The sequence below is a fragment of the Halorarum sp. SLYT50 genome (genome assembly GCF_059821265.1).
In genome coordinates, this window is the sequence record NZ_CM187555.1 from 1,584,797 (window position 1) to 1,609,857 (window position 25,061).

Genomic DNA, 25,061 nt, shown 5'->3' on the forward strand with positions numbered 1-25,061 from the left:
CGCGAGCGGTCGACGACCGTGGGTGAAAAGGTTGATAACTGCGAGGCGGCTCCCTGCCGAGTAGAGAGACATGTCGAGCGCGCTCGATGAGGACACGCAGCAGACGCTGGCGGAGGGCCGCGAGACCGCCGGCGCGATGCTGCGGGCCGCCCAGAAGGACCTCCAGAAGGTGTTCATCCTGTTCCTCGTCGGGTTCCTCGGGACGTTCTACGCCCTCCGGCTGTACGTCTGGGACTTCCTCAAGTCGGTGACGAAGGCGCGGCTGAACTCGGTGACCGCCGAGCAGGTGAACATCATCGTCCAGACCCCGTTCGACGTGGTGCTCCTGCAGGCGAAAATCGGGCTCGCCGTGGGCATCATCGTCGCGCTCCCCCTGTTCGTCTACTTCTCGCGGGACGCGCTTCGCGAACGCGACGCGTGGCCGCAGTCGCCGGTCGCGCGCTGGAAACTCGCGCTCGTCGCCCTCCTCGCCGCCGGCCTGTTCGCGGTCGGCGTCGCGTACGGCTACCTCGTCTTCTTCCCGTTCATGTTCGCGTTCCTCGCGAACAACGCGCTCTCGGCGGGCATCCAGCCGAACTACTCCATCGTGAAGTGGGCGCAGTTCATCCTCCTCCTGACGTTCTCGTTCGGCTTCGCCGCCCAGATGCCGCTCGCCATCACCGCGCTGTCGTACGCGGAAATCGTCCGCTACGAGACGTTCCGCGAGAAGTGGCGCCACGCGGTCGTGCTCATCTTCGTCTTCGGCGCGTTCTTCTCGCCGCCGGACCCGTTCACCCAGATCATGTGGGCGGTGCCGCTGTTGGTCCTGTACGGCGCGTCGCTCTACCTCGCGAAGGTCGTCGTCACGGCCCGACGGGGGAGCGAGCGCATCGACGTGGCCGCGACGTTCCGGCGTCACTGGAACGCCGTCGCGGCGCTCGCGCTCGCGGCCGGGGCCGTCGTGTACCTGTTCTACACCCGCGGGGGGCCGGGCGCCGTCAACGGACTCGTCGGAGGGCTGACGAGCTACCGGATGCTTCCGCTGGCGACGACGACGGTGTACGCCGTCGCCGCCGCCGTGGGGGTGCTCGCGGCGCTCGTGGCGCTCGCGTACTACGTCTACGCCGAACTGGACGCCGACGCCGCCGCCCTCGGGTCGCCGGGTGACCTCGGCGACCCGACCGCCATCGACCTGTCGCGGCTTGACGCGGCCGGCGTGCGGGCCGCGCCGTCGGAGGCGTTCGCCGAGTTGAGCGAACCGGAGGCGCTCGCGGCCGCACAGGCCGCCATCGACGACGGCGACAGGGCGAAGGCGCGGGCCATCCTCGACCGCTGGGACGAGACCCCGCAGGGCGAGCAGGCGACCGAGCGGGAGGCGGCGAGCGACCCAGAGACCGGGCCGGCGGCCGTGTCGCTCGACGAGGAAGACGGGATGGTGGCGATGGTGAAGCGGGGGCACCGTCGGGTGGACTGGTCCCGCCGGTTCCGCGAGCGCTGGCCCGCCTTCCTCGGGGTCGCGTTCCTCGGCGCCGCGCTCGCGTACCTCACCCTGACGACCGGCGTGTGGGCGTGGGTCAACTACGAGGTGTTGCCGTACGTCCCGTTCGTGGAGGCGGGGTCGATGCGGAACGTCGAGACGTACCTCGGGCTGGCCGACAGGGGAACCGCGGTCCTGCTCGCGAGCCTCGGAACCGGCGTCGCGGCGGGAGCGACCGCGCTGGGCTACTACGTGGTGGCGTGCGTCCGCGCCGCGAGAGACCCCGCGGCGGGCGACCTCAGCGAACTCACGCCGACGGAACTCCGCTGGCTCCCCGCGGGCGTCTTCGCCGGGATGCCCGAGCACGAGGCCGTGCGGGAGGCCGACCGCGCCCGCCGGCACGGCGACGCCGAACGGGCACAACTCATCCTCGACCGCTACGACGAGGCGACCGCGGACGCGTCCGGCCCGGAGGGGCCGCCGAAGGACCTGCTCGCCGGCGACACGGGGTTCGTCGCGACGGTCCGCCGGGGCGCGGGCTACGTCGACTGGCGCGGCCGCCTCGGCTCGGTGTGGAACGGACTGCTCGGCGTCGCCGTACTGGTGTTCGCCGCCGGCTACGTGCTCCTCGAGCGGCCGGCGCTCGCCGACCGGGTGCTCGCCGACTTCGGCACCGACGCCGCCGCGTTGACCGCCGGACTCCCCGCCTCGGGGACGGCCGCGCTCGCGCTGTTCGCGGCCGCCGGACTGCTCCTGGCGGCGCTGCTCGGGTGCGCGCTCGCGCTGTACATCGCCTACGCGGCCGGGAGCGACCCCGAGGCGGTCGACGTCGAAGCGCTGACGGCCGACGAGGTGCGCCGCGCCCCCGACGCCGTGTTCGCCGGCATCTCCGAGCGGCGGGCGAGCTTCCTCGCCGACCGCGCCGCGAGCGCGGGCGACTCCGCGAAGGCGCGGGCCGTGCTCGACCGGTACGACGACGCGGACGCACAGCGGGCGGCGGAGGCGGACGCCGACTCCGGCGGCGCGGCCGAGTCGGTGCCGGGCGCCGCCGACGACATCGGCGACCGGACCTCCCGCGCGACCGGGACGTTCCTGGAGGGGCTGACCGACGGCGACGCCGACGAGGACGACATCGGCGGCTACTACAACGACCTCGCGTTCATCCTCGACGCACTCCGCTCGCGGGCGTTCGTGCTCGTCGCCGTGTTCGGCATCGTCCTCGTCTCGGTGTTCGCCGCGCTGTACCTCGGCGGCATCGGCGTCGTGCGCGAGAGCTTCGTCAGCCGGCTCCCGCAGGAGGTGGTCGGACCGGAGGCGGAGAACTTCGCGGTCATCGTGCTCCACCCGGTCGAGGCGCTCATCTTCGAGGTGAAGATATCGACGCTTCTGGCCGCCGTCGCCACCCTGCCCGTGGCGGCGTTCTACGCGTGGCCCGCGCTCCGCGAACGGGGCTTCGTCCGCGGCCGGCGGGGCGTCATCTTCGGGTGGCTCGCGGCGCTCGCCGTCGGCCTGTTCGGCGGACTGGCGGTCGGGGCGTACTACGTCGCCCCGGCGGTCATCTCGTGGCTCGTCGGCGACGCGCTCCGGGCGGGGATGGTCATCAGCTACCGCATCAGCGACTTCTTCTGGCTCGTCTTCTTCACCACCGTCGGCATCGGCATCCTCGCGGACATCCCCGTCCTGATGGTGCTGCTCAACAGCGTCGGCGTCTCCTACCGGGCGATGCGGAGCCGCTGGCGTGAGGCCACCATCGGCATCATGCTGTTCGCGGCGCTGTTCACCCCGGCGGACGTCATCACGATGTTCCTCGTGACCGTCCCGCTGATGGCGGCCTACGGCGTCGGACTGGGTCTCCTGTTCGTCGTCACCCTCGGCGGCCGCCGTAATCTCGTGGAGCCGACGGTCGACCTCGCCCGGGAGTGAGGCGGGGCCAGACGACGAACGTCCGCTCGTGTCGGGCTGCTCGTGTCGGTCAGTTGGTTGAACTCGGCCGAGAGTGTAAGATACGACATACGTTTAAGAGATGGTGTGGCAAAATCTCACGTGGAGTGACACCCGCTGCGGGCGGTCCCCATCGCGCCGCGCGGTGTACTTCGAGTCAGGACCCCCCATGCCACCCCACCGATCAGACACGAACGACGACCGAGAGTTCACCGAAGACGACCTCGTCGAGGCGGTGAAACGTCTCAGCGTCGGCCGACGCTCGATGCTGAAGGCGCTCGGCGTCGGCGCTGCCGCCTCGCTCGCGAGCGGCACCGCGGCCGCGGACGACACCGTCGCGGCCGCTCCCGGTCCGACGGCGGACCACACCCCGAGCCACCCGCAGGTCATCGACCCGTACTACGGCTACAGTTCGCCGAACGGCGACGAGGAGTTGCCCGCGGACCTCCAGCCCGACCACGAGGTGGACTGCCTCATCAGCTTCCCCGGCGAGGGCGAGATGCGCCCGCCGTACTTCTACTTCGACCCCGTCGGCTTACACGTCCAACCGGGCGACGTCGTCCGCTTCAACCTCGTGACGCCCGACCACGCCGTGACGATGTACCACCCCGGGTTCGGCCGGCAACAGCGCGTCCCGGACGGCGTGCCGCCCGTCTCCTCGCCCATTCTCAGCGCCAACGGCTTCTGGCTGTACGAGTTCACCGAACCGGGGCTGTACGACGCGACCTGCCCGCCCCACGAGATATTCGGGATGGTCGTGCGCGTCCTCGTCGGCGACCCCGAACCGGTGCCCGACTGGGAGGACTCGTTCACCGGTCCCGGCCGCCCCCCGGACGACGCCGAAGGACTGGCCGGATTCCTCGGCGTCGAGGAGTGGCCGTTCCTCTCGCCCGTCGGCGTCCTCGACGCGGACGCGCTCGACCCCGCGAACATCGCCGAGATGGGAACCGTCCCGTGGAGCGCCGTCACCGAGGAACTCCTCTCGGGCGGCGGCGGGAACGGTGACGGCGAGACGACGAGCTACCAGGTCGACTTCGTCGAGGGCGACCCCATCGAGGAACTCGGCGAGGACGGCCTGTACGCCGAACAGGACCGCCTGCTCCGGTTCGCGTGGGGCAACACCGAGGAGGGCATCACCGACCGCGGGTCGGCGTGGGCGAGCGCCGACGTCCGGAACTGCCTGGCCGACTACGGCCACATCACCCGGACCGACGAGAACGAGGCGGCGACGACGTTCACCGTCGCGGACGGCTGTGAACTCACCCTGTCGCTCGCGGTCCACTCGCTCCCCGGCGGGGAGTTCAGCGTCGAGACGGCCGACCAGCAGGTGCTACTCGACTCGACGACCGAGACGTTCGGCCCCGGCGAACACACCCTGACGGTCGGCCTGCCGTAACCGGAGCGGACCCGGCCCGCCGACCCTCCCTCGTCCTCGTGAGCGGGGCGACTTCGACGCCGACGCGGAGCGTCGGCGGCGACGCGTTCGACAAGGTTCAAATATTCCCTGAGGAATCTACGAGTATGCCCAAGATAAGCGTCGAGATTCCCGCCGAGCTGCTGGCGGACCTCGACGAACACGTCGGCGACGACGGGAAGTTCGTGAACCGGAGCGACGCCATCCGCGCGTCGGTACGGAAGACGCTGGACCTGCTCGACGAGATAGACGCCCGGCACGGCCGGCTGGACGAGCCGACGGGCGGGACGGGAGACGAGGAATGAGCGGCGCGGTCGAACCGCGCCGACTGGGGGTCCCGCTGGCGGCCGTCGCGTTCACCGCGTTGTTCGTCGCGGCGCTCGTCACGGCACAGGTCATCTCCGCGAAACTGCTCGCGGTCAGCCTTCCGGTACTGGGGGCCGTCACCGCCCCCGGCGGGACGCTGGCGTACGCGGTGACGTTCTTCGCGTCCGACTGCCTCTCGGAACTGTACGGTAAGCGCTACGCCCAGCAGGTCGTCAACGTCGCGTTCGGGATGAACTTCGTCCTGCTCGCGCTCGTGTTCGCGACCATCTGGCTCCCCGCCGCGCGGGGGTCGGTCGACCCCGACGCGTTCGCGACGGTGCTCGGCCTCTCGGGCAACGTCGTGTTGGGGTCGCTGTGCGCGTACGTCATCAGCCAGAACTGGGACGTGGTCGTCTTCCACCGCATCCGCGAGGCGACGGACGGGGCGTCGCTGTGGCTGCGAAACGTCGGGTCGACGGCGAGCAGTCAACTCATCGACACCGTCGTGTTCACGCTCGTCGCGTTCGTCGTCGCGCCGAGCCTCCTCGGCGTCGGCGCCGCGCTCCCGACGAGCGTGGTGGTCTCGCTCGTCGTCGGCCAGTACGTCCTGAAACTGCTCATCGCGCTGGTCGACACGCCGCTCGTCTACGCCGCCGTCGGACTCGCGCGCCGGAACGACGAGTCGGGAGCGGTCGGCGTCGGGAACTGAGCGGACCGGAGGGCGCCTCAGTCGACCCGCTCGGCGAACGCGAACCGGGGCTTCACGTCGGTCACGCGCGCCTCGACCGTCTCGCCCGCCTCCGCGCCGGGGACGAACAGCGTGAACCCCTCGACCTTCGCTATCCCGTCGCCCTCGCTCCCGGTGCCGGTCACCTCGACGGTCAGCGTGTCGCCCTCGACGACGGGGGCGTCGGTCCGGCCCTTGGCGATGAGGTAGCGCTCGGACGACTGCTTCCGGCTGGCGTCCGGCGTGTACGCGCGGACGTACTGGAACTCCGCCTCGACCTCCCCGCGGAACCCCTCGAGGTCCGGCCCGTCGAACACCTTGACGACGAAGTCGCCGCCCGGCGTCAGCAGGTCGAGCGCGGTGTCGAACGCCTGCCGCGCGAGGTGGACGGAGCGCGCGTGGTCCAGCGAGTACTCGCCGGTCATGTTCGGGGCCATGTCCGAGACGACGACGTCCGCGGGGCGGTCCCCCTCGTCGGCCCCGAGTTCGTCGCGGAGGCGAGCGCGCGTCCGCTCGTCGGTCATGTCGCCGCGCACCGTCGACACCTGGTGGTCCTCGAGTTCGTCGATGCGCTGGAGGTCGACGCCGACGACGCGCCCCGAGGCGCCCACCGCCTCCGCGGCGACCTGGAGCCACCCGCCGGGGGCCGCTCCAAGGTCGACGACGGTGTCGCCCTGCGAGAACAGGTCGGCCTCCGCGTCTAGCTGTTTCAGCTTGTAGGCCGAGCGGGCGCGGTAGCCCTGCTGTTTGGCCCTGTTGTAGTAGTCGTCCTTGCGCGCCATGGGTCAGTTGGCGGGGATAGCGTCTCGAACCGTTTATCCCGTTCGTTCGCGCCGTCGGCAGCGACCGAGCACGAACGTTGAACAGCCCCCGGGACCGTGGGGCCGTATGGACCTCGAGGCGGCGCGGGCGGACGCACTCGACCGCGCGTGCTCGCTCGACCCCCGCGAGTTCGAGCGGGTGTGCGAGGTCGTGCTCCGCGAGACACTGCCGGCGACGGAGCTGTCGGTCGCGCCGCCCGGCCCCGACGACGGGGTGGACATCGACGGCCGACTCGTCACCGAGTGGCTGGCCGCCGACATCGGCGTGCAGGTGAAGCGGTACGCGCCGGACAACACCGTCGGCACCGACCGCGTCCACCGCCTCGGCGGCGCGCTCGCGGCGAGCGGCTACCACGTCGGCACGATCGTCACCACCTCCTCGTTCACGGCGCCCGCCCGGGCGGCCGCCGAGGGGCTCCCCGTCAGGCTGGTCGACGGCGAGACGTTCGCGGCGACGACGGTCGAGTCGGCCGTCGGCTATCGTCGCGACGGGGACGACTACGAACCGATTCGGCGCTTCTGGGACCGCGTCGGCGACGACGACGGGGTCGACACGGGCGACGTTCCGCTCGCGAGCGACCTCGGGACGGTCGTCGCCTCCCTCGCGGCGATGCGGCACACGTCCGGGACGGCGGGCGCCGTCCGGGAGTGGGTGTCGGCGGAGCGCAGCGAGGAACTGTCGGACCGGCACGCCCGCATCAACGCGAACGCCGGCGTCGTGCTCGGCCTGGCGCGCAAGGAGCCGGGACCCGACGGGACCCTCCGGTACGGGCTGACCGACGAGGGCGCGGCGCTGCTGGCCGCCGACCCGGGGTCGGACGCCCGCGCCGAACGCCTCCACGACGGCGTCCGCGGCGCGGCGGTCGTCCGCCGGTGTCTCGACCGGATGCACCGCGAGGACCTGACCGCCGACGGCGTGACGGACCTCGTCGCCGCGGTCGCCGGGCTGAGCGAGTCGAGCGCGCGGCGGCGCGGCGCGACGGTCAGGGCGTGGCTCCGCGAACTCCCCGAGGTGACCGTCCGCGACGACGGCGGGACGGAACGGTTCGTCCTCGACTGACCGGCCGCCGAGACGGCGGTCGGGGACCGCCGAAAGCGGGAAAAAACGGGCGTGGGCCGTGTCAACGGGCGCGTCGAACCGCGGGTCTTTTACCGGGTCAGCCGTAGCGCCCCACATATGTTCAAGGCCATCGTGAGCGCGTCGACCCTCCGGGACGCGCTCGACTCGGTGAGCGTGCTGGTCGACGAGTGCAAGATACGGCTGGAGGAGGACGAGTTCGCCATCCGGGCGGTCGACCCGGCGAACGTCGGGATGGTCGACCTCACGCTGGAGGCGGCGGCGTTCGAGTCGTACGAGGCCGACGGGGGGGTCATCGGCGTCAACCTCAACCGACTGGAGGACATCGCCGGCATGGCGAACTCCGGCGACCTGGTCCACCTCGAACTCGACGAGGAGACCCGGAAGCTCCACATCCAGATAGACGGGCTGAGCTACACGCTCGCGCTCATCGACCCCGACTCCATCCGCGAGGAGCCGGACATCCCGGACCTCGACCTCCCCGCCGAAATCGTCCTGGAGGGCGAACAGATCGGCCGCGGCATCAAGGCGGCCGACATGGTGAGCGACCACATCCGCCTGCGCGTCGACGAGAGCGAGGAGGCGTTCTTCATCGAGGCGGAGGGAGACACCGACGACGTCGACCTGAAACTGGAGCGGGACGACCTCATCGACCTGCAGGCCGGCCCGGCCGACTCGCTGTTCTCGCTCGACTACCTCAAGGACATGAACAAGGCCATCCCGAGCGACGCGGAGGTGCGGGTCGAACTCGGCGAGGAGTTCCCCGTCAAACTCCACTACGAGTTCGGCGAGGGGCTGGGTCACGTCACGTACATGCTCGCGCCGCGCATCCAGAGCGACTGAGGCACGGCGGACGGACGACTCACGCACCGACGGCACGCTTTTGCGTCCCGCGCTCGCCGGGCGTGCATGGCCGACACCGACGCCGCCGTCTGGCTCGACCTCGACGGGACGCTGCTCGCGGTCGACGACTACGGCGCGCTCCTGGAACGCGCCTGTGCCGCGGTCGATGTCGACCCGTCGACGGCGGTACTCGACGCCTACGACGACGAGTTCTTCCGCGGGTTCGAGGCGTTCGCCGACGACCCCTACCGGCGAGCGGCCGCGGCCGCGCTCTCGGACACGGACGCCGATCCGGACGCGTTCGCCGCGGCGCTCCGGGAGGCTGAGTGTGCGGCCGCGGCGACGTCCGACGCGCTCCGCGCCGAACTCGACCGGCTGGCGGCCGACGACCGGTACGCGCTGGGCGTGCTCACGAACGGCGTCGGCGCCCACCAGCGGGAGAAACTGGAGCGCGTCGGACTGGCCGAGTACTTCGACGCGGTGGCGGTGAGCTACGACGCGGGCGCGCACAAGCCCGACCCGGCCGCGTTCGAACGGGCGGAGGAACTGCTCCCGGCGGACGAGCGCGTCATGGTCGGCGACGGCCGCGAGGCGGACGTGGCGGGCGCGCGCGAACGCGGCTGGCGAGCCGTCCACGTCGCCGGCCCCGACGAGGCGGCGGCGGCACTCGCCTCACTCCGCTGAGGAGGGCGGACGGGCACCGCCCGCGTCCCCCGCCTCGTCGCGCGCCGCGTACAGGCCGGCGAGCACCGGGAGCAGGACGACCGCGCCGGCGACGAACGGCGACCAGTACGCGAGGACGTACGCGACCCCCGCCAGCGGCGGGCCGACCGTCCGTCCGAGGCTGCCCGCCCCCTGGGTGACGCCGAAGGCGGCCCCCTGCGTCGCCGCACTCGCGCGCGTCGAGACGAGCGTCGACAGCGAGACGGTGAGCGCGCCGTTGCCGAACGACAGCAACGCCCCGTCGAACAACAGGACCGCGAGCGCGCCCGTTAGCCACCCCGGTCCGCCGAGCGGAGGGAGGAGTCCGCCGACGTCGGGCGAGAACGGGAGGAGCGCGAGCGAGAGGCGAGCGAGACGCCGCCCACGAACGCCAGCCTGACGGCGCCCACGCGCCGCTCCAGCCAGCCCACGAGGACCCCCTGATTCACCGTCCCCAGGACGCCGATGTACGTCAGGAAGAGCGCCGCGCCCGTCTCGTCGTAGCCGTAGTAGTCGGCGGCGAACGGGATGAACATGACCTGCACGCCGGCGAACGCGAACGACACGAGGAAGAACGCGGCGACGAGCGGTCTGAGGTCCACGTCCGCGAGCGCGGTGCGGAACTGGTCGACCAGCGACACCCGCCCGCCGGCGGGCCGCGTGCGGTCCGGCTCCCGCAACACGAGCACAGCGGCGACGGCCGCCAGCAGCGACAGCCCCGCCGCGAGGAAGCTGGGGAGCGAGAAGCGCGTCGCCGGGACGAACGAGGGGAAGACGTCCCGGGCGGCCGCGACGACGGCGTCGCTGGCGGCGAGGCCGCCGAGCGCCGGTCCGAAGACGAACCCGAGCGAGAGGAGGCGCCGACCAGCCCGAGCGCGCCCGCGCGTCGCTCGACCGGGGTCACGTCCGCGATGTACGCCTGCGCGGCCGCGATGTTCCCGCCGGCGGCGCCCGCGAGCGTCCGGGAGGCGAACAGCGTCGCCAGCGCGGCCCCCGTTCCGGCGACGGACTCGACTTCGGCGGCCAGCCCGAAGACGGTCCACGCGACGGCCGCGGCGGTCACGGAGAGCGTGATGACGGGGCGGCGGCCGCGGCGGTCCGAGAGCCTCCCGAGCGTCGGCGCGGCGAGGAACTGCGCGAGCGAGTACGACGCCGCCAGCAGGCCGATGTACACGTCGCTGACCCCGAACGAGCGGACGTAGAACGGGAGGACGGGGATGACGACGCCGAACCCGAGCAGGTCGAGGAAGACGACGCCGATGACCACCGCGACGGCGCGGCGCGACCCGGAGCCGTCGGGCGGGAGCGCGGCGTCGGCGGCCGTCGCGGAGCGAGGGGACGACACGGACGCGAGAGGGCGCCCGCCGACTTAACTCCCGCCGCGGTGGCGGTCGATGACGCGCTTCGCCGCCTGCGCCTTCTCCTTCCAGCCGTAGCCCGCCTCGTACACGTGACGCTTGCTGTCGACGAGCGCCTCCGGGCTGGCCTCCTCGAAGCCGCCCCGGTCCCACGACCCCGACTCGCGGAGCCACTCGACGGTGTGCTCGCGCGTCTCCTCCCACGACAGCCCGACCATCTCGTACCACGCGACCACGGCGAACACGGCGTTGTCGTGACAGCCGGGGTACGACCCCTCGCGGTAGAGGGTCCGCATCGGCTCGCGGGTCGGCTCCGACACCGCCTCGCGGTACGCCTCCGCCGTCAGGAGTTCCAGCCCCGCGTCCGTCTCGCGGACGCGGCCCTCGCGCGTGAGCAGCGAGAGCGCGGCGCGGTGGAGTCCGGACCACTCGCCGTGGACCGCGTGCCGGAGCGCCTCCTCGGTGACGACGTCGCGCGTGAGCACCGCGAGGAGGTCGGTGTACGCCTTCTCGACGTCGGTCCACTCCGTGCCCTCGAAGTCGCAGTCGGCGTCGTGCAGGCTGCTGGTCGTGCGACAGCCGGGGCAGGGGTACGCGAACCGGGGCACTGCTGTGTCGGGTGAGGAAGCACCGCGTCTTATCTCCGACGGTCCGCGGCCGAAATCGGACCGTCGCGCTTAACCCGGCCGCTGCCACAGGAAGAGCCAGCATGGACCCGCTGTCCGCCCGGTACCCGTTCCTCTCGAGTGCGCGCGAGGCGGTCCGCGAGGCGGGCGTCGACCTCGCGGACCTCGTCGCGGCGGGCGACCCGGCGGTCGCGCGGGGACGCGAGCGGGTCGAGCGCGCGCTCGTCGAGGGGACCACGGCGTCGGAGACGCCGGACGAGTGGAGCGCCCGGCAGGAACTGCTCTCGTACCCCATCGCGCGCATCCTCGTCTCGCTGCTCGACTCGCCCGCGGCCGTCGAGAAGTACGCCGGCGCGGAGGCGCGCACCGCCCACACCCGGTTCGCCGACGACGCGGAACGCGAGCGACGCGACGGCCGCCGGCGGGCGGACGCGGCGGACCTCGACACGTTCCTCCGGGAGTTCGGTCTCGCGGACCAGACGCGGCCGGAGGACCCGCCGCGCGGCGCTCCCCGCCCGCGCTGGTTCCGACTCGGCGTCGGGGCGTACCTCCGGTACGCGGACGCCGACTGGGGGGACGACTGGCGGCTGGTCAACCGCGAACTGTTCGACGGCGAAGTCCGGGTCGAGCGGGAGGAACTGTACCGACTGCTCCGCGAGGCCGTCCGCGAACGGGTCGCCGAGGGCCTCCCGTTCGAGGGGGTGAGCGACGACATCGCCGACGAACTGGACGCCGAAATCGCCGACCTGCGGGACCTACTGGCCGACCGAACCACCGCCGTCGACGTCGGCGTCGTCGCCCCGGAGCACTTCCCCCCGTGTCTCGCCCGTCTGCTGGAGCGTGTGCGGGCCGGCGAGGAACTCGACGCGACCGCGGAGTTCGCGCTGCTGTCGTTCCTCGCGGAGTTGGACCTCAGCGTCGACGAGGCCGTGACTCTGACCCGGGGCGGCGTCTCGCCGGACGAGACGGCGGCTCGCTTCGCCTACCTCCGCGACGAGACGGGAGCGCAGTACCCGACGCCGTCGTGCGAGACGCTCGGCGCCTACGGCCTGTGTGACAACGAGGACAACCACCGGGGGGTCGCCCCGCACCCGCTGGCGTACTACGCGCGGCGGGTCTCGGAGGCGGAGGCGGTCACGGACTGGCGCGAGCGGTCGGACGACGAACGCGCCGACGCGTGAGCCGACGACCGGTCGGGGACGACCGACCGGGCCGACCGGGCCGGGTCACTGCCGGTCGAGAAACAGCCCCGCGACGCCCATCATGACGACGAACAGCGCGACGATACCGACGACGTAGTACGCGCCCGGGAGCGTGAGGTTGTGGTCGGTGGTGTAAGCCATTCCGACCCCGACGAGGAGGGCGATGTACACGACGACCGCACCGACGGAGACGAGTATCTTCCGGCGCATCTCCGCGTCGATATCCATGCCGACGGCTTTTCCGGGCCGTGGCAAAAGGGCTTCGAAGCGCCACGCCCCGCCACACCGCCTGCAGCGACGGAGTTGCATCGACCCGCTACGCCGACTCGTCGAACGACCGGCCCCGTCGGTTCGCTCCGTTCGGTCTCTCGGTTCCACCCGAAACGAGGGTTTAGGTAGCTCCAGCCCGTAGAATTCGGTGAATACGGGATGACGCACTCAGTACACACACCCGCGTCCGCAGCCCGTAGGAGTCTGCCCGACGACGGACTGACCGGCCGCGCCGGTCGGGCCCGCCGCGAGCCGATGACCGTCCGGGCGCTGCGCGACGACACGTACCTGGTCGACACCGAGCACAGCACCTACGTCGTGGACCTCGACGCGCGTTCGTGTACCTGTCCGGACCGCGTGGTCCGGGGTGCGCGCTGCAAGCACCTCCGCCGGGTCGCTATCGAGGTGAACGAGGGGCTCGTCCCCCCCCCGGGCAAACGCCGCGGCGCCTGCGCGGTCTGCGGCGCTCGCGTGTTCGTCCCCGTCGGGAGCGACGGGAGCCACCTCTGTCCGACCCACCGCCCCCTCAGGGGGGAGTTCGTCCGCGACCGCGAGACCGGAAAGCTACTCCTCGTCACGCGCGTCACCGACGAACGGGCGGACGAGCGCGCGACCGAGAGCGGGCGGCTCATCAGCGAGTTCGAGTCGAACGGGAGCTGCGGCGGGCACGAACCGGTCGTCGAGGCGGTGTACGTGGCCGGCCGCCGGCCCGTCGACGGCCGCCTCGACGTGTCCGGCGAACGCCGGTACGGGTTCCCCGCCTCCCGGCTCCGACGCCTGCCCGCGGACGAGGCCCCGCCGTTCCCGGTGGTCGGTATCTGAAGCGCCCTGAAGCGGCCGGGACCGTTCCCCCGTTTTCCGACCCGAGAGCGGTGGTTACGCCCAGCGGTCCGACGGCCGGACTCACCCGGACGAGGAACGAGGCTCGTCGTCGCCGTCCTCGGCGGCCGTGACGTAGCCGACCAGCGCGGCGACCAGCACCGTCAGCGGGACTCCCGCGACGAGAACGCCGACGGAGAGACTCCAGTCAGCGAGGACGAACGACGCGACGCCGAGCGCCGTGGCGGCGACGAACCCCGCGACTGCGGCGGCGGCCGCCCGAAGCAGACGGCGGGTGGACCGCGGGACCACTCCGGTCGCCGCCTGGTCGCGATACCGGAGTCCAGTGTACGCGGCGAACAGCGCCGTGACCCCGGCGGATGCTCCCACCGGGAGACCGACGAACAGCGAGAACGCGAGCCACGGTTCGAAGCCAGTCGTCACCACGACGGTCACGGCGACGAACGCGAGCAGACCGACAGCCAGACTGGCGACGATTCGGTACGGAGGGTTCACGGTGAGACGTACACCTGCCAGGCAGATAGAATCCTGTGTACTCCAAGTCACGGCACGTACAGAGCTACCCGGTGAACAAACGACAGCGAACCTGCAGCTATCTCCTGAGATGTGGAACAGTGACTCGACTAAAGTGGTCAGCTCCATTTATCGAACCGTGTATAGAGTGGTAGACGATGGGACAGACCACTCGGGTTACACGACGGACCACGCTCAAGACCGGTGCGGCCGCGGTGGGGCTGTTCGGACTCGGCGTGACAACCGGGTCTGCCCGGGCCGACGGAGGACCGTACTACCAGGTCGACCTCGTCTTCGGCGGGCCGATAGAGTCCCTCGGCACCGGCCCGGCCGACTACTACGGCCGGCAGAACCGCCTCGTCCAGTACCTCCACACCGACGGGAACGACGTCCTCGAGCGGGACACGTGGCTCAACTCGCTCGATACCGACCTGCGCAGGCGCGCCACCGCCGAGTCGATGCGGATAGAGGACGGCGCCGTCTCGACACGGGTTCGCGTTCGCTCGGAGTGTACGCTCTCGCTCGCCGTCCACACGCTTCCGGGTGGTGCGTTCTCGTTCGGGCAGCAACAGACCCTTCTCGACTCGCGCACGTGGCGATTCTCCGAGAGCGACAGGTTCAGCCTCTCTCCGGGTACGTACGGCCTCTCCGTGCCGCTCCCGTTCCCCGTCGGGGCGACGACGCCGGGGATGACCGAGTTGGCCGGCGGGGAGATGACCGACGTCAACAGTCCGGTCGACTGGGGCGGGGCGGTCACGCTCGACGGGTCGACGCTACTCGTCGGCGCCCCGGGCGAGGATACCGTAGAGATGGATATCGGAACCGTGTACGTCTTCGACCGGGCCGACGGGACGTGGACGCAGTCGCAGAAACTCCTCGGGCCGCCGAGTCCGGGCCTCATCCCGTGGCGCTTCGGTCAGCAACTGGCGGTCGATGGCGATGTCGCCGTGGCTTCGAGCAGAGACGTACGGGCCGTCTACGTCCTCGAGCGGAGGGCAGACAGGGGAGCGTGGATACAGCGAGAGGCGTTCGACCTCCCCCCCCGCAGTAGCCGGTTCGGAGTCGGCGATCGGATAGGGGGTGCAATCGACGTCGACGGGTTGACAGTCCTCGCGACGACGGCGGAGACGGTCGAGTTTCCGCCGGACGAGAACGTCGACGACCCCCGGTCGAACTTCGGCGACGGCGGGACGGCCCGCTTCTTCGAGAAGACCGGCACCGCCTGGGAACGGACGACCGCGGTCTCCATCGGGGGGTCGCCGGAGTCGTTCGGCGTCTCCGGTGCGATTTCCGGCGACACCGCGGTCGTGGGAGCGCCGAGACGCGAGACCGACGCGAGACGGTGTGGCGCCGTGTACGTCTACGGCCGGTCAGCAGACGACGGGGAGTGGGCGCTGGAGACGGTGCTCGGGCCGGACGACCCGGCCGCGTGTGGGATCGGCGGGCACGTCGACGTCGATGGTGACCGCATCGTCACCACGGGTGCCGAGGTCGTACACGTCTTCGAGCGGTCGGAGGCCGGGTGGGAACGGACGGGGACCCTCGACTCCCAGGGGGCGCCGCTCGCGCTCGCGGGTGACAGGCTCCTCACTCGGGGTCAGGAGGTGGAGGTGGAGGGAGCGACCGCGCGAACGGTACACGTCTACGAGAACCGCGACGGCGCGTGGACGCGCCGGACGACGCTCTTCCCGCCCAGCCCCCAGCCGTCCATCGGGTTCGGCAACGCGGTCGCGTTCGACGGTGACCGCGTCGCGGTCGGTGCGCCGGGCGCGAACGACGGGCGAGGGGGCGTCTTCGTCTTCGACCTCTGAGGCGGGCGAGCCGACGCTACGGACCGAGACGGAGCACTGCCGGCGACATGCACCCACCCGGAGCCCGTACGACGGCGGCCGGGCTGCTCCCCGTTGGCATCGGACGCGTGGTCGCTCGGACGGACGAGCCTGGCCCGGGGTCGAGCGAGGCCGGTCGCGAGCGCGGTGGAGACAACTACAGCATCTCCGCGGCCTCGTCGGCCGAGAGGACGCCCTGTTCGACGGCGTTGAGCACCTCCGCGACCGAGCGGTCGCTCGTCGCGTCCGCGCTCGCGGCCGTGAGGTCGTCGATGGTCTCCCCGGCCGCGAGCGCGAACTCCTTCTTCACGCGGTAGTTCCCCCCGTCGGTCACGTGGAGTTCGTCCGGGTGGAAGAAGTACCAGTCCTCCCGGTCGAACCGCACGCCGACCTTGGGGCTCGCGCCGAAGTTGCGCGCGAAGTATATCAGCGCCTCCACCTCCTCGCCGCTGAGGTAGATGGGCTTGCCCGACGAGGACTTCGCCTCGACGGCGTAGAAGACGGTGCCGTCGCCCGCGAGCACGTCCGGGAGTTCGCGGTCGGTCGACGACCCGCTGGCGGGCGCGCGCATCACCGCGAAGCCGGCGTCGTCGAGCCTGTTGACGAGTTCGCGCTCCCGGCGGTCGCCCTTCGGGTTGCCCGGCATGCGTGAGTCTGGGAAACCGACCGCGATAAAGGGGACGGAAGCGGGGTGAAACTGGAACGGGTGAGAGAGCCCCGCGACGACGACGCCCGGGTCCCGCTGGCTCCGCTACTCCTCTTCGAGCAGTTCGTCCACGAGCGCCTCGGGGTCGAACCGCGTCAGGTCGTCGTACCCCTGTCCGGTCCCGAGGAACAGCACCGGCTTGCCCGTGACGTACGCGATGGAGATGGCCGCCCCGCCCGAGGAGTCGGCGTCGGCCTTCGTCAGCACGACGCCGTCGATGGCGGCCGCCTCGTCGAACTTGGTCGCCCGCTGGACGGCGTCCTGCCCGGCCACCGCCTCGTCGACGAAGACGGTGAAGTCGGGGTCGACGACGCGATCTATCTTCTCCAACTGGGCCATCAGGTCGTTGCTGGTGTGGAGGCGACCCGCGGTGTCGCCGAGCACCACGTCCACGTCGTGCGCCTTCGCGTACTCCACGGCGTCGTACAGCACCGCGGCGGGGTCGCCGCCCTGCTCGTGGGAGATGAGCTCCTCGCCGAGGCGGTCGGCGTGCTCGCGGATCTGTTCGTTCGCGCCCGCCCGGTAGGTATCGCCGTTCGCCATCACCGACGAGTAACCCCGCTCGTCGAGCCAGCGGGTGAACTTGGCGATGGTCGTCGTCTTCCCGACGCCGTTGACGCCCGTGAACACGACCGTGACGGGCTTGTCGGCGCTCGCCAGCCGCTCCTCGAAGTCGAACTGGCCGACGCTGATGACGTCGAGCAGTGCGTCGTGGAGCGCCTCGGTCACGAGCCCCTCGGTCGTCTGGACCTGCGCGCGCGCCTCGCCGAGCATCTTCTCGCGGATGGTCGAGAGCATCTCCTCGGCGACGCTCAACTCCACGTCCGACTCGAGCAGCGCCATCTCCAGGTTCCACAGGGGGTCCTCGAGGTCCTCCTCCTCGATGATTATCTTCCCCGTGGCGAACGCCTTCGCCCGCTGGAACCGGCTGGCCGCCGACTCGGACTCCTCCGGCTCGGGTTCGCCGGAGTCCGCAGTCGCGTCACCGGTCTCGTCGTCCGTGACGGCGCCGACGGCGGGTTCGGTCTCCGCCGCTTCCGTCCCGGCGTCGGACGGTCCGGTCCGCGTCCCGTCGTCCGCGTCCGGGTCGGGGCGCTCCGTCTCGGCGGCGTCGGAAGCGGTGGCGGCGTCGGCGGCCGCGTCGCTCCCCTCGGCGTCGGCCTCCGCCTGCTCGGCTTTCTCCTCGACCTCCTCCGCGGCGTCCTTGCGGAACGAGGAGAGCTTGTCCTTCAGGCCGTCGAACATCGCGTTACTCGTCCTCGTCGCCCTCGTCGGCCATCTGCTGCATCTGCTGCATCTGCTGTTGCTGCATCTGTTGTTGCATCTGCTGGGCCTGCTGTTCGATCTCGTCGCTCTCGTCCTCCAGCTCCGACTTCTCCGAGCGCAGGTCCTCGATGCGGTCGTCGAGCGCGTCGCGCTTGCGTTCGAGCACGTCGACGGCGTCGTCCTCGGACTGCTCGGCCGCGTAGCCGCCGCCGAGCGAGACGACCACCTCGTCGATGTCCTGCACCTCGGCGCGGACGTACGCGCCGCCGCCGAGCGGAACCTGCACCGTCGAACCGGTGTCGAGCGTGTCGAGCGCGTCGATGGCCTCGTCGATGGCGCGCTGCTCCTGCTGGACGTCGTCGATGTCGCCGTCTATCTCCTCGATCTCCGCGTCGATGGCCTGCAGTTCCTGCGAGAGCTGCTGGAGCTGCTGTTGGCCCGGGCCGCCGCCGCCGCCACCGAGGCTCATTCGGCGGTCACCTCGTTGAGGCGAATCTGCGTGCGCTTCAGGCCGTGCTCCGCCCCGAAGCGGGAGAGGGCGTGCTCGCGGGCGACGTTCTCGTTCGGTGCCTCCACGACGCGGGAGAACTCCCGGTACCCGTCGCGGGTCTGGAACTCACCGCTCACGGTAAACTGGCTCATGTGGCCGAAGTCGGCCCGGGAGCCGGAAGTACCTTCCGACTCGGCTATCCGTCGACGCGCGAAGGAGGGGCGCTCCGCCTCACTCGACGAAGCCGAGCGTGTCCTCGATACGGCCGATCTCGGGACCGGTGGTGTCCTCGCCGACGACGTAACCGTCGTCGTTCGCGAGCAGGCCGGAGCCGACGAGCGGCGCGCCGTAGTTCACGGTTCCGAGGTCGGCGTACACGTCGAGGTGCTCCTCGAGCGCCTCCAGTTCCGGTTCGCGCGACTGCGGGTGACAGAGCACGCCCGTGTTGTTCGCCACCGCGGCCGTGCCGACGGTGTTCACGTCGGCGAGCGAGCCGCGTTCGACGGGCACGTCGAGCGTCTCCTCGACCACGGCGACGGCCTCGTCGGTCATCTCCGGGTGGACGTACGCGCCGTAGTCGTTCGCGAGCACGACGTTCCCGGCGGCGTTCAGCCGACCGGGCAGGCGCTCGACGGGGTCGTTCGTCGCCTCCGCTATCGCGCCGACCTCGCGGTCGGTCGCCTGCCGGGAGACGAGCGTGCCGTTCTCGTTGCCGGCCGTCAGCGCCCCGACCGTCCCGGAGCCGCCGACGGTCGTCGACGTCGGCTCCAGGTCGAACTCCTCGGCGAACGACGCGACGAGGTCCGCGTCGGCGTCCGGGCGGACGAGCAGACAGTCGCCGGAGACGTGCGCGTAGACGCCGACGTACGACGAGCCGGTGAAGGAAGCGCGGAGCACGCGTGGCCGCTTACGCGGGTTCGGCCTCGACGACGACCTCGCCGTCCTCGTCGAAGCGCGCCGCGCGGAGGCGGACCTTGCTCGGCGGGTTCTGCCGGCCGCGGGCCCAGACGGTCTCGTTGACCGCCGGGTCGAGGCGCACCTCGTCCTCGGAGACCGAGAAGTGCTTGGCGAGGTGGCGTCGGATGAGCATCATCGCCCGGTCGCCGCGCTCCTGGGTCGGGGCCTGCTTGGCGTCGCGGAGGGGGATTGTGACCACCCGCTCCTCGAAGTCGTTGGCGCTCATTTACTCGTCCGTGTCGCTGCGCCGCCAGTGGCGTCGCTTGGGGTTGCGCGTGACTTCCATGTCGGTCTTCATCATCACCCACGCCGGGACGCGGCTGTTCTGCCGCTCGAGTTTGGCGAGGCGCTTCTTCTTCGCCTTCGACTTCTTGGTCATGGTATCGGACGGGTTGGCCGCCACGACATAAATCCTTGTCCATCCGGCGGAGGACGGCGAGTTCGAACGGCCCGCCCGGTCGCCGGTTCGACGCGCACGCGAGCCGGAGAACGAGCGAACGTGACGCGACCGCCGGCGCGTCGGCGAGTCGTCGAACGCCTAGCGGAGTGGCGGCGGCGGCCCGCTTTCTCCGTCGGTCGACGGACTGTCTCCGTTCAGCGCTTCCCGACCCGAACCGCAGCGAACACCCCCTCTCCGACGGGGAGGACGGTCGTCTCGAAGTCGGAGGCGGCGCGGAGGTGCTCGTAGTACGCGGTGACCCCCTCGAGCGACGACCCGGCTTCGGCGGGAACGTCCTCGCCCAACGCTCGCTCCAGGTCGGCGGGAGTCATCCCGGTCGTGCTGAGGACGTTGTCGGAGACGACGAGACCGCCCCGTGGGACCTTGTCGCGGACGGCGTCGAAGGCCTCGACGTACCGGTCGTTCTCGTGGTCGAGGAGGACGAGGTCGAACGGCCCGTCGTACCGCTCGACCACGTCGAGCGCGTCGCCGTGTTCGAACACGGCCCGGTCGTCGTACCCTCCGCGCTCGAAGTACGCCCGCGCCTGTTCGAGTTCGTCCTCGTCCACCTCGGTGAGGACGACGGTCCCGTCGCTCCCGACGGCGGGGGCGACCCAGTACGCCGAGTACCCGAACCCCGAGCCGAACTCGAAGACCGACGTCGCGTTCGCGAGGCGGGCGAAGAGCCGGAGGGTCGAACCGACCTCCGGACCGACCGTCGGGAACCCCTCGCGTTCGGCGCGTCGCTCCATCGCTTCGAGGACGGCGTCCCCCTCCGGAGTAGTCAGTGAGAGGAGCCGGTCCACCGATTCGGTGTGCAGAATCGACATGTCCGTCACCGATTCGCACACCCCACGTATTACAGTTGTTGGCGGTAGCCAGCGGTGTCCGGGCCGTCGATGTGTCGCTACGCTCGACCCCGACTCGTCGCCGCCGTCAGTCGCCGAACGGACCCATCCCGCCCATGCCGCCGCCGCCACCGCCCTGCTGCTGGAGCTTCTTCATCATCCGCTGCATGTCGCCCTCGCCCATGCCGGAGAACTGCTCGAGCGTCCGCTTCATCATCCCGTGCTGTTCGAGCAGTTCCTCCAGTCGCTCGGGGTCGACCCCCGCCCCGCGGCAGATGCGTTCCTTCCGCTCCGCGCCGATGACGCGCGGGCGTTCGAGTTCCGCCTCGGTCATCGAGTCCATCAGCACCTCGAACTGGCGCATCCGGTCTTGCGTCACGTCCATCGCGTCGTCGGGGAGCTGGTCCATCAGCCCGCCGCCGAGCCCGGGAATCATGTCGAGCACCTGGTCGAGCGGCCCCATGCGGTCCATCGCGCGCATCTGGTTGCGCATGTCCTTGAGGGTGAACTCCCCCTCCATCATCTCCTCGGGGTCCCAGTCGTCCTCCTCGCCGGTCTCCTCCATCGCGCGCTCGACCCGTTCGGACAGTTGCTTGAGGTCCCCCATCCCCAGCAGTCGAGAGATGAACCCGTTGGGCTCGAACCGCTCGATGTCCTGGACCGTCTCGCCCGTCCCCAGGAAGGCGATGGACGAGTCCGTCTCGTTGACGGCCGTCAGCGCCCCGCCGCCCTTCGCGGTCCCGTCGAGTTTGGTAATCATCACGCCGTCGATGCCGATGGACTCCTCGAACTGCCGCGCCTGGTCCTTCGCCCCCTGGCCGATGGCGGCGTCGAGCACGAGCAGCGAGCGGTCCGGGTCGACGACGCCGTCGATCTCCTCGATCTCGGCGATGAGGTCGTCCTCGAGCGCGTGCCGGCCCGCCGTGTCGACGATGTGAACCTCCGCGTCCGAGGTGGCTTCGAGGCCGTCGCGGGCGATCTCGACCGGGTCGTCGGCGTCGGGGTCGCCGTAGAACTCTACCTCCGCGCGCTCGCACATCTGCTTGGCCTGGTCGTACGCGCCCGGCCGGAACGTGTCGGTCTGGATGACCGCGGGGCGCAGCCCCTTCTTCGAGAACCACCACGCCATCTTCGCGGCGCTCGTGGTCTTGCCCGACCCCTGCAGGCCGGCGAGGAGGATGGTCTGCTCCTGTAGGGGAATCTCGGTGGACTCGCCGATGAGGTCCACCATCTCCTCGTAGACTATCTTCAGGACGTGGTCGCGGGCGGTCGTCCCGCCCGGCGGGTCCTCCTCGAGCGCCCGGGTCTCGATGCTGTCCGACAGCCCCATCACGAGCGAGACGTCCACGTCGGCCGAGAGCAGCGAGCGCTGTATCTCCCGGACCACCTCCGCGACGTCGTCCTCGGAGAGCCGGGACTTCCCGCGGAGTTTGTCCATCGTCCCCCGCAGGGAACTCCCGAGGTCGTCGAGTACCATTTGCTCCCGCTACGCGGTCCGCGCGGTAAAGGCTTTGTTCGTGTCCGCGCGTCGGAGGACCGCGACGCGTTCGGGGCGCGTTCCACCGGAACCGAAGGGGTCCGCCTCCACCGGGACGGAGGTCGGACCGCGCGCGACCGCCGGGAACTATACGCCCGAGCGCCAAGCGGCGGTATGGGCATCTTGGACTCCGTGAAGGCGGTACTGGGCATCCACGCCGAGACCGACGCCGCCCGCGAGGCGGACCCCGAGGACCTCTTCGGGATGAGCACCGCGTACGTCACGATGGAGGCCGACCTCGGCTTCCGCTCGGTGGGAGAGGCCGCCCTCTGTTTCTCCTCGGTCGACTCGACCGACTTCGCCGACACCGTCGACGCCGTCGAGGCCATCCTCGACGCCGGCGCCGAGGAGACGGGCACCGACTTCCGACGGTACGCAGACGACCACGGCTACCACTGGGTCGTGCTCTCCGACGACGACCCGGAGGACCTCGTCACGTCCGTTCACTTCGCCGCCGACGAGTTCGTCGAACGGGGGTACGGCTCGCGCCTGCTCGCGGCCGTCTTCGGGTTCGAGCGGGAGCGAGGCGGGAGCGGAACGACCGCCTCGGAGACGCGAGCGGCGACCGGTGGGAGCCGCGAGCGCAGCGGCGGGGGGGTCGGGGCGACGGGCGAGCGCGCCTACTGGGTGTACTCGTTCCGACGGGGGGCGTACTACCCGTTCGCACCCGACGACGGCGAACACGACCAGAAACTGGAGTTCAAACTGGAGTCGGTGCTCGACGGCGAACTCGACGTCGAACCCGAGAAGGAGTACTGGTACCCCCTGTGGCCCGACGCGCGCGGCGGGCACCCGTGGGGGTGACGTGCCGACCGACGGGCGAACCGTAGCACCGACCGTGAGCCGGTCGCGCTCGTCGATTCTTTCGGCCCATATCGTTTGAACCCTCGGAACCGACCCGAAACCATCTCGTTCCCGCACCGCGATTACACTTCCACTGTGGTGTTAACGAGGGTTTATGTGCGGAGGAGCACAAGCCAGAGGTACGATGCCAGACGACGACCTCGAAAGCCTCCCGGGCGTGGGGCCCGCGACGGCGGACAAACTGGTCGAGGCGGGATTCGACAGCTATCAGGCCATCGCGGTGGCCAGCCCGGGCGACATGGGCAACACGGCCGACATCGGCGACTCGACGGCGGCGGACATCATCAACGCGGCGCGCGACGCGGCCGACGTGGGCGGGTTCGAGACGGGCGCGACCGTGCTCGAGCGCCGCCAGCAGATCGGCAAGCTCTCGTGGCAGATAGACGAGGTCGACGACCTGCTCGGCGGCGGGCTGGAGACCCAGTCCATCACCGAGGTGTACGGCGAGTTCGGCTCGGGCAAGTCGCAGGTGACCCACCAGATGGCGGTCAACGTCCAACTCTCCCGAGAGCACGGCGGGCTGGAGGGCGGCTGTATCTTCATCGACTCCGAGGACACGTTCCGCCCGGAGCGCATCGACGACATGGTTCGGGGACTGGACGACGAGTTGCTCGAGACCGAGTTCGAGCGGCGCGAACTGGAAGTCGAGGGCGGACCGGGCGACGAGGAGGCGATGACCCGCCTCATCGAGGACTTCCTCGACCACATCCACGTGGCGAAGGCGTTCAACGCCAACCACCAGATGCTGCTCGCGGAGAAGGCGAACGACCTCGTCGGCGAACACGCCGAGAGCGAGTTCCCCATCCGCCTGCTGTGCGTCGACTCGCTGACCGCGCACTTCCGCGCGGAGTACGTCGGCCGCGGCGAACTCGCCGAGCGACAGCAGAAACTCAACAAGCACCTCCACGACATCGACAAGGTCGGCAGCCTCCACAACGTCGCGGTGCTGGTGACGAACCAGGTGGCCTCCAACCCCGACTCGTACTTCGGCGACCCGACCCAGCCCATCGGCGGGAACATCCTCGGGCACAAGTCGACGTTCCGTATCTACCTCCGGAAGTCGAAGGGCGACAAGCGCATCGTCCGGCTGGTCGACGCCCCGAACCTCGCGGACGGCGAGGCGGTCATGCGCGTACAGGACGGCGGCCTGAAGCCGGAGTAAGTCGAGCGCTCTCGTTTTCGTTTTCGTCGCTCCGGGCTCACACGCCGGTCGCACCGGTCGCGGCCCCCACCGACCGCGAGCGTCGGCGTCACGTCGCCGCACGGCAGGGTGGACACGACGAGCCCCGAGCGCCGCACGGTGAATGGCGAGCCATTCAAGCCCGTGCGGGCGAACGGACGGACAGATGAGGTCGGCGAGATGAGACGGACGAGCGGACGCGCGGCGTCCCGTCCGGGCACCGGAGGTCACGCGTCGTGATGGTGTTCACCCACGTCGTCGTCGGCGTCTGCCTCGCGCTTCCGTTCCTCGCGTTCGCGCCGGCGCTGGCCGTCCCGGCGGCGCTCGGCGGGGCGGTCGGCGGTGTGGTACCCGACGTCGACCTGTTCGTCGGGAGACACCGCCGGACGCTCCACTTCCCGGTGCTCGGGTGGGCGCTCGCGCTCCCGTCCGTCGCCGCGGCGGCGGTCGTCCCGGGGCCCGCGACCGCCGCCGCGGCGACGGCCACGCTCGCGTTCGCCGTCCACGCGGCGAGCGACGTGCTCGGGGCGGGCGACGAGATACGGCCGTGGGAGCGCACGTCCGACGAGGCGGTGTACGACCACCTGCGCGGTCGGTGGTGGCGGCCGCGCTACCTGATCCGGTACGACGGCGCGCCCGAGGACCTCCTCGTCACCGCCGTCGGCGCGCTCCCCGGGGTGTTCCTGTTCGGCGGCGTCGTCCGAACGGTGTGCGTCGCCTGCGTCGTCCTCGGCGCGGCGTACGCGCTGGTCCGACGGCGTCTCCCCCCGGCGGTCGAGGAGTTCGTCGGGTAGGTGGCCGCCCCAGGCGTCACGGCACGAAGAAAAAGGGAGAACGGAAGGCGGGTG

The 25,061-nt window shown here is 70.9% G+C and carries 27 protein-coding genes and 1 pseudogene; 14 read left to right on the forward strand and 14 right to left on the reverse strand.

Annotated elements, in window-relative coordinates:
• Window positions 1–70: 70 nt before the first annotated feature.
• From tatC to AC6RUA_RS08350, 4 genes are all read left to right on the forward strand, one after another.
• Window positions 71–3,379: a twin-arginine translocase subunit TatC gene (tatC, locus tag AC6RUA_RS08335; protein WP_499812570.1), complete on the forward strand. Its 3,309-nt coding sequence runs from the start codon at window positions 71–73 to the stop codon at window positions 3,377–3,379.
• A gap of 187 nt (window positions 3,380–3,566) precedes the next feature.
• Window positions 3,567–4,793 (forward strand): cupredoxin domain-containing protein, encoded by a 1,227-nt coding sequence (locus AC6RUA_RS08340; protein WP_499812571.1) that lies wholly within the window; start codon window positions 3,567–3,569, stop codon window positions 4,791–4,793.
• 125 nt (window positions 4,794–4,918) lie between these two features.
• Window positions 4,919–5,116 (forward strand): ribbon-helix-helix domain-containing protein, encoded by a 198-nt coding sequence (locus AC6RUA_RS08345; RefSeq protein WP_499812572.1) that lies wholly within the window; start codon window positions 4,919–4,921, stop codon window positions 5,114–5,116.
• Window positions 5,113–5,826, forward strand: a complete 714-nt coding sequence (locus AC6RUA_RS08350; RefSeq protein ID WP_499812573.1) for a queuosine precursor transporter — start codon at window positions 5,113–5,115, stop codon at window positions 5,824–5,826. Before AC6RUA_RS08345 ends, AC6RUA_RS08350 begins: the two co-directional genes overlap by 4 nt.
• A gap of 17 nt (window positions 5,827–5,843) precedes the next feature.
• On the opposite strand, the gene AC6RUA_RS08355 is transcribed toward AC6RUA_RS08350, so the two are convergent.
• The gene (locus AC6RUA_RS08355) at window positions 5,844–6,626 is read right to left on the reverse strand and encodes an SAM-dependent methyltransferase (protein WP_499812574.1); all 783 of its coding nucleotides are present in this window, start codon (window positions 6,624–6,626) and stop codon (window positions 5,844–5,846) included.
• 106 nt (window positions 6,627–6,732) lie between these two features.
• Between AC6RUA_RS08355 and AC6RUA_RS08360 the strand changes: the two genes are divergently transcribed.
• The 3 genes from AC6RUA_RS08360 to AC6RUA_RS08370 all read left to right on the forward strand — a co-directional run bounded on the left by AC6RUA_RS08360 (window position 6,733) and on the right by AC6RUA_RS08370 (window position 9,270).
• A complete protein-coding gene (locus tag AC6RUA_RS08360; protein WP_499812575.1) occupies window positions 6,733–7,725 on the forward strand; it encodes a restriction endonuclease in 993 nt (330 codons plus the stop codon).
• 117 nt (window positions 7,726–7,842) lie between these two features.
• Complete coding sequence (locus AC6RUA_RS08365) at window positions 7,843–8,586, forward strand: DNA polymerase sliding clamp (RefSeq protein WP_499812576.1); 744 nt, start codon at window positions 7,843–7,845, stop codon at window positions 8,584–8,586.
• Between the two features lie 66 nt (window positions 8,587–8,652).
• Window positions 8,653–9,270 (forward strand): HAD family hydrolase, encoded by a 618-nt coding sequence (locus AC6RUA_RS08370; protein ID WP_499812577.1) that lies wholly within the window; start codon window positions 8,653–8,655, stop codon window positions 9,268–9,270.
• On the opposite strand, the pseudogene AC6RUA_RS08375 reads toward AC6RUA_RS08370, so the two are convergent.
• Window positions 9,259–10,555: pseudogene (locus AC6RUA_RS08375) on the reverse strand (MFS transporter). The gene AC6RUA_RS08370 and the pseudogene AC6RUA_RS08375 sit on opposite strands and share 12 nt — an antisense overlap.
• Between AC6RUA_RS08375 and AC6RUA_RS08380 the strand changes: the two are divergent.
• Window positions 10,506–10,661: a hypothetical protein gene (locus tag AC6RUA_RS08380; protein WP_499815475.1), complete on the forward strand. Its 156-nt coding sequence runs from the start codon at window positions 10,506–10,508 to the stop codon at window positions 10,659–10,661. The pseudogene AC6RUA_RS08375 and the gene AC6RUA_RS08380 overlap by 50 nt on opposite strands.
• On the opposite strand, the gene AC6RUA_RS08385 is transcribed toward AC6RUA_RS08380, so the two are convergent.
• Window positions 10,658–11,254 carry a DUF7474 family protein gene (locus AC6RUA_RS08385; RefSeq protein ID WP_499812578.1) on the reverse strand — a complete coding sequence of 199 codons (597 nt, stop codon included), beginning with the start codon at window positions 11,252–11,254 and terminating at the stop codon, window positions 10,658–10,660. The genes AC6RUA_RS08380 and AC6RUA_RS08385 overlap by 4 nt on opposite strands.
• A 101-nt stretch (window positions 11,255–11,355) precedes the next feature.
• Here AC6RUA_RS08385 and AC6RUA_RS08390 point away from each other — a divergent pair, with 101 nt between their 5' ends.
• The gene (locus tag AC6RUA_RS08390) at window positions 11,356–12,453 is read left to right on the forward strand and encodes a DNA primase (RefSeq protein ID WP_499812579.1); all 1,098 of its coding nucleotides are present in this window, start codon (window positions 11,356–11,358) and stop codon (window positions 12,451–12,453) included.
• 45 nt (window positions 12,454–12,498) lie between these two features.
• Here the strand turns inward: AC6RUA_RS08390 and AC6RUA_RS08395 are convergent, their stop codons facing one another.
• On the reverse strand, window positions 12,499–12,702 hold the full coding sequence (locus tag AC6RUA_RS08395; RefSeq protein ID WP_499812580.1) for a DUF7472 family protein: 204 nt from the start codon (window positions 12,700–12,702) through the stop codon (window positions 12,499–12,501).
• A 201-nt stretch (window positions 12,703–12,903) separates the two neighbouring features.
• On the opposite strand from AC6RUA_RS08395, the gene AC6RUA_RS08400 reads away from it, so the two are divergent.
• Window positions 12,904–13,566 carry an SWIM zinc finger family protein gene (locus AC6RUA_RS08400; RefSeq protein ID WP_499812581.1) on the forward strand — a complete coding sequence of 221 codons (663 nt, stop codon included), beginning with the start codon at window positions 12,904–12,906 and terminating at the stop codon, window positions 13,564–13,566.
• Between the two features lie 81 nt (window positions 13,567–13,647).
• Here the strand turns inward: AC6RUA_RS08400 and AC6RUA_RS08405 are convergent, their stop codons facing one another.
• Window positions 13,648–14,079, reverse strand: coding sequence for a DUF8147 domain-containing protein (locus tag AC6RUA_RS08405; RefSeq protein WP_499812582.1), 432 nt, complete (start codon window positions 14,077–14,079; stop codon window positions 13,648–13,650).
• A gap of 176 nt (window positions 14,080–14,255) precedes the next feature.
• Here AC6RUA_RS08405 and AC6RUA_RS08410 point away from each other — a divergent pair, with 176 nt between their 5' ends.
• Window positions 14,256–15,908, forward strand: a complete 1,653-nt coding sequence (locus tag AC6RUA_RS08410; RefSeq protein ID WP_499812583.1) for a hypothetical protein — start codon at window positions 14,256–14,258, stop codon at window positions 15,906–15,908.
• A gap of 175 nt (window positions 15,909–16,083) precedes the next feature.
• Here the strand turns inward: AC6RUA_RS08410 and hjc are convergent, their stop codons facing one another.
• The 9 genes from hjc to AC6RUA_RS08455 form a co-directional block, all read right to left on the reverse strand.
• On the reverse strand, window positions 16,084–16,572 hold the full coding sequence (gene hjc, locus AC6RUA_RS08415) for a Holliday junction resolvase Hjc (RefSeq protein ID WP_499812584.1): 489 nt from the start codon (window positions 16,570–16,572) through the stop codon (window positions 16,084–16,086).
• Between the two features lie 105 nt (window positions 16,573–16,677).
• A complete protein-coding gene (gene ftsY, locus AC6RUA_RS08420) occupies window positions 16,678–17,877 on the reverse strand; it encodes a signal recognition particle-docking protein FtsY (RefSeq protein ID WP_499812585.1) in 1,200 nt (399 codons plus the stop codon).
• A 4-nt stretch (window positions 17,878–17,881) separates the two neighbouring features.
• A complete protein-coding gene (gene pfdA / locus AC6RUA_RS08425) occupies window positions 17,882–18,367 on the reverse strand; it encodes a prefoldin subunit alpha (protein WP_499812586.1) in 486 nt (161 codons plus the stop codon).
• Window positions 18,364–18,540: a 50S ribosomal protein L18Ae gene (gene rpl18a / locus AC6RUA_RS08430; RefSeq protein WP_499812587.1), complete on the reverse strand. Its 177-nt coding sequence runs from the start codon at window positions 18,538–18,540 to the stop codon at window positions 18,364–18,366. Before rpl18a ends, pfdA begins: the two co-directional genes overlap by 4 nt.
• Before the next feature lie 79 nt (window positions 18,541–18,619).
• Window positions 18,620–19,285: a translation initiation factor IF-6 gene (locus tag AC6RUA_RS08435; RefSeq protein WP_499812588.1), complete on the reverse strand. Its 666-nt coding sequence runs from the start codon at window positions 19,283–19,285 to the stop codon at window positions 18,620–18,622.
• A gap of 10 nt (window positions 19,286–19,295) precedes the next feature.
• Window positions 19,296–19,571: a 50S ribosomal protein L31e gene (locus AC6RUA_RS08440; protein WP_499812589.1), complete on the reverse strand. Its 276-nt coding sequence runs from the start codon at window positions 19,569–19,571 to the stop codon at window positions 19,296–19,298.
• The gene (locus tag AC6RUA_RS08445) at window positions 19,572–19,724 is read right to left on the reverse strand and encodes a 50S ribosomal protein L39e (protein ID WP_073308560.1); all 153 of its coding nucleotides are present in this window, start codon (window positions 19,722–19,724) and stop codon (window positions 19,572–19,574) included. It lies immediately after the preceding gene.
• A gap of 215 nt (window positions 19,725–19,939) precedes the next feature.
• Window positions 19,940–20,614, reverse strand: a complete 675-nt coding sequence (locus AC6RUA_RS08450) for an O-methyltransferase (RefSeq protein WP_499812590.1) — start codon at window positions 20,612–20,614, stop codon at window positions 19,940–19,942.
• Between the two features lie 106 nt (window positions 20,615–20,720).
• On the reverse strand, window positions 20,721–22,109 hold the full coding sequence (locus AC6RUA_RS08455) for a signal recognition particle protein Srp54 (protein ID WP_499812591.1): 1,389 nt from the start codon (window positions 22,107–22,109) through the stop codon (window positions 20,721–20,723).
• A 174-nt stretch (window positions 22,110–22,283) separates the two neighbouring features.
• Between AC6RUA_RS08455 and pspAB the strand changes: the two genes are divergently transcribed.
• From pspAB to AC6RUA_RS08470, 3 genes are all read left to right on the forward strand, one after another.
• On the forward strand, window positions 22,284–22,973 hold the full coding sequence (gene pspAB / locus AC6RUA_RS08460) for a PspA-associated protein PspAB (protein WP_499812592.1): 690 nt from the start codon (window positions 22,284–22,286) through the stop codon (window positions 22,971–22,973).
• A gap of 184 nt (window positions 22,974–23,157) precedes the next feature.
• Window positions 23,158–24,195, forward strand: a complete 1,038-nt coding sequence (radA, locus tag AC6RUA_RS08465) for a DNA repair and recombination protein RadA (protein ID WP_499812593.1) — start codon at window positions 23,158–23,160, stop codon at window positions 24,193–24,195.
• A 257-nt stretch (window positions 24,196–24,452) separates the two neighbouring features.
• The gene (locus tag AC6RUA_RS08470) at window positions 24,453–25,007 is read left to right on the forward strand and encodes a metal-dependent hydrolase (RefSeq protein ID WP_499812594.1); all 555 of its coding nucleotides are present in this window, start codon (window positions 24,453–24,455) and stop codon (window positions 25,005–25,007) included.
• Window positions 25,008–25,061: the final 54 nt, after the last annotated feature.